We start from the raw sequence: 10,493 nt of genomic DNA on the forward strand, positions 1-10,493 counted from the left end.
CACCAGAACCACCATCAGCAGTTTATTCAGCAGCTGCTGACGATTGGTATCGCTGTTCACCATCAACAGGCAGGCCAGTACCAGGAACAGGCCAACGGTTCCCTGGGCCAGCACCGTAAAAAATACCAGTGGCAACTCGTGCATGGTTACACCTCCCGTGTGTTAATAATGCGTCCGGTTTTGTCACCGGAAGGTTTGGCATGACGGCTCGCCTTCATCACCAGCGAAGGCCCGGTCAGTGAAGAGTCTGGCAGTGGCGCAATATCCGCCTCTGTTCCGTATTTGGCGCGCAATTCTTCGATCGGACCAAAATCCAGGGCACGCAGTGGACAGGATTCGATACAGATCGGCTGCTTGCCCTGTTCAACCCGGTCAAAACAGCCATCACACTTGGTCATGACTTTCTTCTCGGCATCAAACTGCGGTGCACCGTACGGGCAGGCCATTTCACAGTAACGGCAGCCAACACATACGTTAGCGTCCACAACCACCAGGCCGTCCTGGTCACGCTTGTGCATGGCACCGGTTGGGCAGGCTTTGGTACAAGCTGGTCTGGCGCAGTGGTTACAGCTGATGGAGGTGTAATAGGCAAACACGTCCTGGGTGTAGGTGCCATCTTCATTCTGAAGCCAGCTACCACCGCCGTATTCATAGACCCGGCGCCAGTTGACGCCGACTTTCAGGTCATTCTCATCTTTGCACGACAGTTGACAGGTTTTGCAACCCGTACACCTGGCCGTGTCGACGTAAAATCCCAGTTGTTTTATCGGGGGCTGTTTTATCGAGGGCTGTTTTATCGAGGATTGCTTCATCGAACTTTATTCCTGTCCTGTTATGCCCTGGCAATGTCAACCAGATTGGTGTGTTGGGGGTTTGCCTTAGCCAGTGGTGATGGCCGTAATGTGGTCAATGTATTGATACAGGCTCCACGATCCACACCATTACGATCTGGTGCGTACCAACTGCCCTGCCCCATGGCAACAACACCAGGCATGATGCGTTCGGTTATCTTTGCCACCACACGGATTTCCCCACGATCATTCCAGACTTTGAGCATATCGCCGTCTTTGATCCCACGCTGCGAAGCATCCATTGGGTTAAGCCAGATTTCCTGACGACAGGCATCGTTAATGACATCAACATTGCCGTAGGTTGAGTGTGTACGGGATTTATAGTGGAAGCCAAACAGCTGCAACGGGTATTTCCCGACTGCTGGTGATTCATGGCCTTCCCAGGATGAAACATATTCTGGCAGTGGACGAATAGCTTCATCATCCTTCAGTGTCCAACTGGCGGCGATTTCAGCCAGACGCTCGGAATAAATTTCAATCTTGCCAGACGGTGTATTCAGGGGATTCGCTTCCGGGTTTTCACGGAATGCCTGGTAAGCGATAACTGGCTCACCGGGATTCTTCTGCTTCACAATCCCTGCCTTGCGGAAGGTATCAAAGTCCGGAAGAGTGGCGTTTTTAGCCCTGGCCTCAGCATAGATATGGCGTAGCCAGGCTTCCTGGTCACGTCCCTCGGTAAACGCCTGTTCAACACCAAGACGCTGGGCAATGGCCGTACACATGTCATAAATGGAGCGACATTCATACATTGGGCTGACTGCAGTATCACAGAAGATGGCATAGCCCATATTTCCGGAACTGCCATTGGGGGCAAAATCAGGCTGCTCAGCCGCCGTCAGGTCTGGCAGGATAATATCCGCATAACGGGCGCTGGCCGTCATGTGGTTATCGATGACCACAATCATTTCACACTGGGTATCATCCTGCAGGATTTCATGAGTGCGGTTGATATCAGAGTGCTGATTGATGATGCAGTTGCCGGCATAGTTCCAGATAAACTTGATTGGCTGACTCAGTCGCTCCGCTCCACGGATGCCATCGGTCTTATCCGTCATCTCATGGTGGCGATAAATGGCATCGGTCCACAGGAACATGGGAATGGCCGTGGTCACCGGGTTGCTCAGCGTCGGGAATGCTGCAAATGGCATGGAGTAACTGCCTTCGCGGGCACCACTGCCGCCACCGGCAATACCAACATTACCCGTCATAACCGCCAGCATAGCTACTGCACGACAGGCCTGTTCACCGTTAGCGGTACGCTGAAGCCCCCATCCCTGCATAACATTACACGGCTTGGTCATGGCAATTTCACGGGCAAGACGAATAATGGTTTTTACCGGTACCGCCGTGATTTTAGATGCCCACTCTGGTGTCTTTTCGACACCATCCGGGCCTTTGCCAAGGATATAGGACTTCCAGGAAGCGCCTTTTGGGGCACTGGCAGGCAGAGAATCTTCATCGTAACCCACGGTGTATCGTGCCAGGAAGTCATTATCCACCAGGTTCTCAGTAATCATGACCCAGGCCATACCCGCAACCAGTGCAGCATCTGTACCCGGACGCAGAGGTACCCACTCGTCATTATCCCCCAGTGCCGTGTCTGTCAGGCGAGGATCGAAGGTAATCATCCGGGCATTGCTTCTCTGCCGGGTTTCTGCCAGCTGATAAATCACACCGCCACCACTCATGCGGGTTTCAGCAGGGTTATTACCAAAGTTGACAATCAGTTTGGTATTCACCAAATCAGAAATACAGTTGTTGGTATTGGCACCGAACAGATAGGGCATCCCAATGGAGATCTGGGCGGTACTGTAGGTACCATAATGATTCAGATAACCCCCCCAGCAGTTCATCAGGCGGGCAATCGGGCTGGATGCCGGAGGCCAGGATTTGGCCACCGTTCCACCCAGTGTTCCTGTCGCATAGTTCAGATAGATAGCTTCGTTACCATACTCTTTTTTAATGCGCTTCAGGCTATCTGCGACGGTGTCCAGCGCCTCATCCCAACTGATACGTTCAAAACGGCCTTCTCCCCGTTTGCCAATGCGTTTCATAGGATATTTCAAACGGTCCGGATTATAGACACGCTTGCGGAATGAACGGCCACGCAGGCACGCCCTTACCTGGTGATCACCATAAACATCGTTGCCGGTGTTATCCGTTTCGGTATAAAGAATTACATCGTCTTTTACCTGGTGACGAAGAGCACAGCGGGAACCGCAGTTCACAGTGCAGGATGACCAGACAGACTTGATCTCTTCCTCTGCAGGTTTGCTCTCTGCAGCAGATGCTTTCAGAGGTAGAGTGTTTGCAGCCACCACTGCGGCACTGCCTGTAGCAGTACTCCACTTCATAAAGGTTCTTCGCTTGATGACAGACGACAGCGCACTATCGAGAAGTTGCTTCATTTATTTTACCGTTATCACTAAAACCGGAAACCAGCACATAACCACGTCGCTTTAAGACACACTCCTTGCAGAATGTATCCCTGTGTAAATAATGAACTGTTGAAATGCTGCGGATAATACGAGCAGGCTAATCAATAACCGGTTGACATAGATCAGTTTTTTGCAGGGTTTGAGGCAATTACTGAAAGGGGTAGGAACTTATCGAGAACACTGCCGAGCACGCCATACCAGCCATTGAGGGCATTGAGAATAGTTCATAGAGTAAATTTCCTGCCAAACCCCGAAGGGTTGACTATAACCCTGTCAACGACTTTATCGGGATGAGATCCATGCACAACACGGTAAACACCGCCAGGGAGCCATTGACAGAGATCCCACCAACATCAACGGAGCAACCATTTGCCAATACTGTCACAACGGCAAATTACCGTGGTCATATAATAACTCTGGCAAATATGATCAAAACGTATTGTCTGACATTGCCACCCATCTGTGATGTTGATAAGCAGGGCAAACTGGTTATTGACACTGGCTGGCCTGTGACACTGGCCAGGCCTGACTGGCGCGAAATAGCCGATACGGCCATGTGCCTGGCCAAGTCAGTGATCCCGGCAGGTGAGTGCCTGTGGGCACTGCGACAGGTTGCCCCCTATCTATCCAGTCCTCTTGCCCTGGTTGGCACTGCGCTATTGCCCGGTGCTATCGCCAAAAAAATTGATGTACCTGACTTTGAGACACTTGCGCAGATTGGTAACAATGATTCCTTTGGGCTCAATGACGATTATCAACAAACTGGCCGGATCAGTGCCACAGACAGAAAACTGACACCCATAGGCAACGACGATCACCCATTTACCGGCACATACGATGGCAATAACAAGATAATTACCGGCTTGAGTGACTGTTTATTCGGCACGGTCAGCAAAGGTACTGTAGCCAATCTGAAACTGAACGCAGCCAATATCAACAAAACACATCCAAAAGAATTAGCCGCAGTGGTTGCCTGTAACTTAAAGAATCATGGTCATATTGCCAATATCACGGTAAAAGACAGCGTGATCAACACCAGTGGCTATGAAAGCCATGCCGCTATTGGTGCAGCCAAAGTATCGAAATTCAGTAAAATAGAGAATTTGAAGGCCACTGGGTGCAACGTTTCCGCCACAGGTGATAACACCTATGCGGCGATCGGTGCTGCTGGGCTGAACGAAGTCTGCAGCATAAGTGCTCTGAATGTCGGGCAATGCTACGTTACAGCATCAGGTAAAGGGTCAAATTCGGCCATTGGTGCCGGATATATGCATCTAAAATGCAACATACAGAATTTGACAGTGAGACGTAGCAACGTCTTAACCACAGAAGGGTCCTCCAAGGCTGCGATTGGTTCAGTAGAGATGCGCAAGGGAAGCGCCATTGACACTCTGGTTGCCAAAAATTGCGCAATCTCAACAACAGGCACACATTCCCTGGCTGCAGTTGGTTCAGCAGAGATGCAAGAGAGAAGCACCATTGACACTCTGGACGCCAGAAATTGCGCTGTCTCAACCAGCGGCTATCAGGCCCATGGGGCTATCGGGGCAGGAGTCATGAAATCCTGGAGCAGCATCCATAATATGATCAGCAAAAAGTGTAGCGTTATAACCGGCGATGTCAGTGCTGGCACTGGCATGTCCAAAGCCGGGCAGGATGCGCATGCTGGCATTGGTGTCGGTAAAATGGAGCATGAAACCAGGCTGGAGAAGCTGAAAGCAGCAAGATGTTTTATCCATACCCATGGTGAAGGGGGTTACGCAGGCGTCGGTGCCGGTGATGCATCTCATGGTGCCAGGTTATCGGATACTCAAGTCAATCAGTGCAGTATCACCACCGAGCGCAGAAGGGCCCATGTGGGATTTGCTGCGGGGGTCGCCACAGGTGCAGAGGTTATCGATACGACCGTGTTCAACAGCACTGCACAGGTTAAAGGTGACGCCTATGCCTGTATCGACGCCAGCGTAGGCAAAGCCGGTTGTGCAAAGACCGATGTAAGAGGAACTATTGCCTGTAACACCACCATTGACGGCCGGTTATTCAAACCCTCCCGTTGTGATTGCATTGATCTGGAAGGCTTTCGAAATGGCTCGTCCCTGCGTCGTGACCCATGTCCCGAGGGCAGTACTTCCTCGCTCCCGCCAACCTTGACATCGGTTACGCCCGTATCGATAGCTACCGAACCAATAACTCCCGCAACACCCGGCAACATCCTCCTTGGTTCAGAGGCAACATACCCGGCAATACCCGGCACATCCACTGCCATCGATACCTTGTCGACTCCGGTGTCACCGGAATCACTGACGTCAGGCATAGCGATTTCCACCGCACCAAAACCTGGCAACATGACTCTGGGCACAGATGTAACAAGTCCGGTAATCTCCAGCACATCCAGAGTCATCGAGACCCCGGCGACTCCGCTGGCCTTAACCTCATTGTCCACAACAACGATCCCGCTCACCACCGGGTCGGCAAGCACTATCTCCACCAGTCACGTAACAACAGCGCTATCAAACAGGGTCACCACGTCGTCTACCCTGTTCAGCTCTTCTATTGCGCCAAACAGCACTACGGCAATACCGATAGCCCCCCACAGTGCGGCGGGTATTTCTACCCCACGCTCCCCCCGGGACGCCAGTATTTTGACCACACTGCCTGTCAGCAACGGGGCTACGCCTTCGGCCACTCCAGCAACAGACCCGGGTAGCCCCACCGGAATCCTGAAATCAGCCAACATTTCTTTATACCTCATACCAACTCTGACAGTGGCTGTGGCCGCCATAGCGATCACCGCCCTGGCGGTCTTCTGCCTGAGAAAAAAACGACAACATGAGTATGAACAACCAGCTGAAATGTTTGAAATGAACAACTTGCGCTCGTTACCGGGTCGGGAGACACCTGAACCATCGAGAAGCGATGCGCGTTATGGTTTTAACCTGTTGTTTACGGAAGAATCCTATGCCATCGCGACGGATAGACGACCAATTACTTTCCCCGAGAATGGACAGCCAGCGGGACAACACGAGGAATTGACAGAAAAAAAACCCGATACCAAAGAGCCATTGCGGGTACCACTTCCTCCCATCAATGGTGAAACCAATGAAAAGAACAATGATGATAGTGAAACACCACTGACTATTGTTCTACCGCCAAAAACGCTTAACGTGCACAAACAGTACAGGAAGTAGTTTTTTCAATGAAGTCAGAGGCAGAAACAGGACACCCATATATTTCTCCCGGTCACCCGGCCTGAAAGTGAGAGCGTCCTTAATTATTCTGAAAGCGCTTATCAGCGATTACCAGTATCAATATATTCTGGTTTGATTCCCAGTGCTTCGAGGTGTTCTGGCTGGTTTAGCACAGAAAGGAACTCGCTAAAGGGTAAAAAAGCAAACTTATGCCGAAGCTGGTCTTGCAAAGCCCGGCATTCCAGCGAGTGTTGAAAGATTGCCACCCGGTTGACATCTCCCAGGCTTTGTCTGTGAGCCTCGTATAATTCTTCACTACTGATCTCTACTTCTGCGGGTGACTGACCTATGTCACTGTCAGTACCTTGTCGGGCTTTTGCAAGATTATGGATATTCATGCATGCCTTTACTGCAAAAGCTAATGCATTGGGGTCAATTCCTGCTTCGATCAACTTTTCATGGTAACCATATTCTTTTTTGATCAGGGAGTACAAAATGCATGCACTGTAACAGGGGATTGGTAAGTTTTGATCCACTGCGGTCAGGCTTTTTCCAAGAACCTCTTTTTGTGCGTCAACCAAACAGCCAGCAGCGTGCGGGGTCGTGAGTATTATTTTGACCAGTCCGGAGTCAGGAGAGGTCATTTGCTTCAAGGCCTGGGACATGTTTTCCTGCACTCTGTCCCGCTCGGCACACACTTTGTATTCATCACCAGGAAACATTCTGTTTGCCTCAATATCAATGACAGCCTTTTGCCCGGTCAGGTCAAACTTTTGTGGTTGCAGGGGAAACAGTCCAGGAGCATATCCATTAATTATCTGCTGGCTAAAATTTTTCAGGGCATTGCTGATTTTCTCTGTTGCTCCATCGTGGGCAAATAGCGCTGAATTTTCCCGGATATAACCATCTCTCGCCCTAAGCCTGAACTCCGAGATTAATTTAGTTCCTCCCTGGTACGTCATACCACTGTAATTAACATATTCTGGTGTCGTGGTAACCCCGAGTGACTGAGTTTCAAATATGAGATTACCGCCCAGATTCTTTGCCGACTCTTCGTCCCATCCCTCTTTGACCAGCGTTTCCAGACTTTTAATACAATCTCCCACACTTTGATTGGAGTTGTAACACCCTTTTCGGCCTGTCTGCCCTATCTCCATACGGACATTTATCAGGCTGGCAATCATCAGGTTAACAATGAATTTTTTTGAACAATCATCAAGCGCACAATCAGACAGGTCATATTTCTTCAGGAGAACATCCTCGAATAATTCATAGTTGATCAGGCCTGCGTGTAATTGAGTTAAGCCAACTTTCGCTTTCAACTCCTCCTGACAATTTTCTTCTTCAAAACCAATCCAGGATGAGCCATAGTCAAAGCCAACCCCTGATGCGTTATAGCTGAAATCCAATGTTCTATTGCCTGATGACTGCCCCGGAGTCTGCGGACTTTGCCAGGATGTTGGTTGAGCCTGTATCTGGGTGCCAGGTGTTAAAGAGTTCATCGTTGTCAGCGCTCCTGTAATTCCTATTGATTAATCAGACAGGTTAACGACTGTATTGACTGGGTGTTTGTGCATAAGTTCATTTTTTTAGTTGAAGTGGTTGACCATTGCCTTTATATGTACTACAAAAAGTACATGTACAATATTAGGTGAAGTTATGAACACAATAAGCTATACCAACGCCAGAAGCTCGCTGGCGAAAACCATGGAACAGGTTTGCGATGACCATGCGCCGGTAATCATTACCCGAAAAAATGAAAGAGCCGTTGTAATGATGTCACTAGAAGACTACCAGGCACTTCAGGAAACAGCTTATCTACTCCGAAGTCCTGAAAACGCCAGGCGATTACTGGAATCAATCGCAGAGCTTGAAAGTGGTTCGGGAATTGAGCGAAAGATATGAAACTCATTTTTTCAGAACAAGCCTGGGATGATTACCAGTTCTGGCAAAATAGTGATAAAAAAATGGTAAAGAGAATCAATAATCTCATTAATATAGCCAAGCGAACGCCATTTGAGGGCATCGGAAAGCCTGAACCGTTAAAGCATGGCTTGTCTGGCTATTGGTCAAGGCGACTGGATGACGAACACCGATTTATTTATAAGCCCACAGAAGATGCCTTATTAATAGCCGGACTGCGTTACCATTACCAAAGCCTGCGTAAGAGTTAATCCAGGCAAGGGGCAGTAGCCCCTTATGGTCACAATTCCATTTCCTGATCCATCTCATTTTTATTTCGCTGAATCCAATCTTCTAGTGAATCATCCAAATACTTTTTGGCCTGCTCCAAGGTTAAATTCTTTATCTCATTTCGCTCAAAATCACGATTAAAATAAAGACCGTTTTCGGAATGCTCCTTTCCAGAATGATCAAGCATTCTTTCTATTTCCACTTCTTTTTGCGGTGCTGATATGTGTTTTTCAATAGCATCTATATTTACAATATGATTGTTCTCTTTACTGTTATAAGTAGGGTAAACATTGAATACGGATATTTCTCAGCATTTATGCCAGAGCTAATGGTAAATACGCCTCAAAAGCAAACTATGAACTACTTCTCATCCTGATCTCGCTATCCCAAACTTCTAAAATTTCTGACTTAATTAAGTCGTGTGCATTATTCATACTTAGCCCTTAATTTTTTTATCTCTTCAACCTTCCCTTCAAAATCAATTTCTTCACATGAAGTAAACATGATTTCGTTCCACAGTTTACCCATAAGGACTTCCACCCACATCGAACCCGTCAATTCCATCTCCGACCATAGGCGTACCGGTAGCCGGATTTATATCCGTTGTACCGCTGCCGTTACGGCCTATGCCCGCATTACAAAATGAAGCATCAATTGTACTGTCATCTGAAAAAACCGAGGATGAGTGTGAACTGAAGTCACTGCTCTCAAACAGGTCATCCTCGAATACATCATGGTGGCCAGCCGAGTGATCATACTGCGCCTGATGCCCAGAATAAGAGTCACCTCCAGCTGAAGGGAATGAAAGTTTATACAGGAAAAAACTGGCCCAACCACCAACCAACAGTGCAACAGGCCCACCAAAAATGAATAGAAACAGGTTGAGGACGATCAGCAGCTTTTTACTATTCTATTCATCAAATTTCCCTCTACGCTTCTTCGTATTCCCGATGATGTTTGCCGATCAGCTTTTCTATCTGCTCATGCTCCTCCCGGGTCATTCTGATCCGGTCATTCCTTGGCAGCTTTTTGATCCACGATTCCAGATTTTCCAGCTTAACCACATCGGTTTGCGGATTATCCGGGCTCATTGCCGGATAGATCACCGCATTTTCATGGGCATAGATAACCACTGATTTTATTGGCCACTTATTCATATCATGGTCAGTAAGCAGCTTTTTAAACAAACCACGTGTCCTGATAACCTGCTGAGAAGCATTCTTATACTCGTAAGTAGTGCCGTTGGTTTTGTACTGCGTCCACATTGGTTTGTTATCACAAATGATCTTGCCTGAGTGATATTTAACCTCCGCCATAATAAAGCCAACACCGGGGACGCTCAGGACAAAATCAATCTCAAAGTTCTTCCCGGCGTAAAAAATATTCTGGCTACCAATAAACCCATAGATCACTTTTCCCTTCAGTTCAGAGAGTACCGCCCTGACTTTGGCCTCACCGAAATCTCCAGCAGGTTCATAATGCGCTCAACCAGCGTATAGGTTTTACCCGAACCCGGTCCGGCAATAATCAGCAGCGGACCGTCGATGTAGCGGAGGAATTTACTGGATCACATACCGCTGGCAAACATGTGCATATCATAAAAGAAGACACGGCCGCACAGTTCAGCGGCCAGCACCAGGGCGGTGCTCACTGCTGCGAGACCTACTGCCGTATTATTGCCACGGGTGGCAGCCATCACCCAGACTCCCAGACCGGCAAACAGCAGGGCGAGACGGGCCAGCATCAAACGACCATGGTAGTCAAATAGGCCAAAAGGGTTAGCAGGCAGGTCAACCTGACCCAGCCAGAACAGGTACAACGGG

The 10,493-nt window shown here is 48.8% G+C and carries 10 protein-coding genes and 1 pseudogene; 3 read left to right on the plus strand and 8 right to left on the minus strand.

The annotated features are described in order from the left end of the window. From KDK13_RS08995 to KDK13_RS09005, 3 genes are all read right to left on the minus strand, one after another. A partial coding sequence (locus tag KDK13_RS08995; protein ID WP_257284652.1) for a DmsC/YnfH family molybdoenzyme membrane anchor subunit occupies nt 1–144 on the minus strand: 144 nt, incomplete at its 3' end. 2 nt (nt 145–146) lie between these two features. Next, a complete protein-coding gene (locus KDK13_RS09000) occupies nt 147–812 on the minus strand; it encodes a DMSO/selenate family reductase complex B subunit (protein WP_257284643.1) in 666 nt (221 codons plus the stop codon). 20 nt (nt 813–832) lie between these two features. Continuing rightward, nucleotides 833–3,259 carry a DmsA/YnfE/YnfF family dimethyl sulfoxide reductase gene (locus tag KDK13_RS09005; protein WP_257284644.1) on the minus strand — a complete coding sequence of 809 codons (2,427 nt, stop codon included), beginning with the start codon at nt 3,257–3,259 and terminating at the stop codon, nt 833–835. Between the two features lie 329 nt (nt 3,260–3,588). Here KDK13_RS09005 and KDK13_RS09010 point away from each other — a divergent pair, with 329 nt between their 5' ends. Continuing rightward, nucleotides 3,589–6,477 (plus strand): ZmpA/ZmpB/ZmpC family metallo-endopeptidase-related protein, encoded by a 2,889-nt coding sequence (locus KDK13_RS09010; protein WP_257284645.1) that lies wholly within the window; start codon nt 3,589–3,591, stop codon nt 6,475–6,477. Between the two features lie 101 nt (nt 6,478–6,578). On the opposite strand, the gene KDK13_RS09015 is transcribed toward KDK13_RS09010, so the two are convergent. Further along, complete coding sequence (locus tag KDK13_RS09015; RefSeq protein WP_257284646.1) at nt 6,579–7,979, minus strand: plasmid segregation protein ParM; 1,401 nt, start codon at nt 7,977–7,979, stop codon at nt 6,579–6,581. Between the two features lie 157 nt (nt 7,980–8,136). On the opposite strand from KDK13_RS09015, the gene KDK13_RS09020 reads away from it, so the two are divergent. After that, nucleotides 8,137–8,382, plus strand: coding sequence for a type II toxin-antitoxin system Phd/YefM family antitoxin (locus tag KDK13_RS09020; RefSeq protein WP_257284647.1), 246 nt, complete (start codon nt 8,137–8,139; stop codon nt 8,380–8,382). Next, nucleotides 8,379–8,651 carry a Txe/YoeB family addiction module toxin gene (locus KDK13_RS09025; protein ID WP_257284648.1) on the plus strand — a complete coding sequence of 91 codons (273 nt, stop codon included), beginning with the start codon at nt 8,379–8,381 and terminating at the stop codon, nt 8,649–8,651. The genes KDK13_RS09020 and KDK13_RS09025 overlap by 4 nt, the downstream gene beginning before the upstream one ends. 29 nt (nt 8,652–8,680) lie before the next feature. Here the strand turns inward: KDK13_RS09025 and KDK13_RS09030 are convergent, their stop codons facing one another. The 4 genes and pseudogenes from KDK13_RS09030 to KDK13_RS09045 form a co-directional block, all read right to left on the minus strand. Continuing rightward, nucleotides 8,681–8,872 carry a hypothetical protein gene (locus tag KDK13_RS09030; protein ID WP_257284649.1) on the minus strand — a complete coding sequence of 64 codons (192 nt, stop codon included), beginning with the start codon at nt 8,870–8,872 and terminating at the stop codon, nt 8,681–8,683. Between the two features lie 727 nt (nt 8,873–9,599). Then, nucleotides 9,600–10,124: pseudogene (locus tag KDK13_RS09035) on the minus strand (nuclease-related domain-containing protein); the annotation flags it as partial. After that, nucleotides 10,091–10,216: a UvrD-helicase domain-containing protein gene (locus KDK13_RS09040; protein ID WP_257284653.1), complete on the minus strand. Its 126-nt coding sequence runs from the start codon at nt 10,214–10,216 to the stop codon at nt 10,091–10,093. The pseudogene KDK13_RS09035 and the gene KDK13_RS09040, both read right to left, overlap by 34 nt. Before the next feature lie 21 nt (nt 10,217–10,237). Further along, nucleotides 10,238–10,493, minus strand: a 256-nt coding sequence (locus tag KDK13_RS09045) for a DmsC/YnfH family molybdoenzyme membrane anchor subunit (RefSeq protein ID WP_257284651.1), incomplete at its 5' end; no start/stop codon positions are given.

Source organism: Endozoicomonas sp. SESOKO1, assembly GCF_024606265.1.
Lineage (GTDB): Bacteria > Pseudomonadota > Gammaproteobacteria > Pseudomonadales > Endozoicomonadaceae > Endozoicomonas.

Bases quoted from the DNA above. Each gene is read 5' to 3' on its own strand.
- KDK13_RS09020 (WP_257284647.1), top strand. From the start codon at position 8,137: ATGAACACAATAAGCTATACCAACGCCAGAAGCTCGCTGGCGAAAACC.
- KDK13_RS09000 (WP_257284643.1), bottom strand. From the start codon at position 812: ATGAAGCAATCCTCGATAAAACAGCCCTCGATAAAACAGCCCCCGATA.
- KDK13_RS09005 (WP_257284644.1), bottom strand. From the start codon at position 3,259: ATGAAGCAACTTCTCGATAGTGCGCTGTCGTCTGTCATCAAGCGAAGA.
- KDK13_RS09010 (WP_257284645.1), top strand. From the start codon at position 3,589: ATGCACAACACGGTAAACACCGCCAGGGAGCCATTGACAGAGATCCCA.
- KDK13_RS09015 (WP_257284646.1), bottom strand. From the start codon at position 7,979: ATGAACTCTTTAACACCTGGCACCCAGATACAGGCTCAACCAACATCC.
- KDK13_RS09025 (WP_257284648.1), top strand. From the start codon at position 8,379: ATGAAACTCATTTTTTCAGAACAAGCCTGGGATGATTACCAGTTCTGG.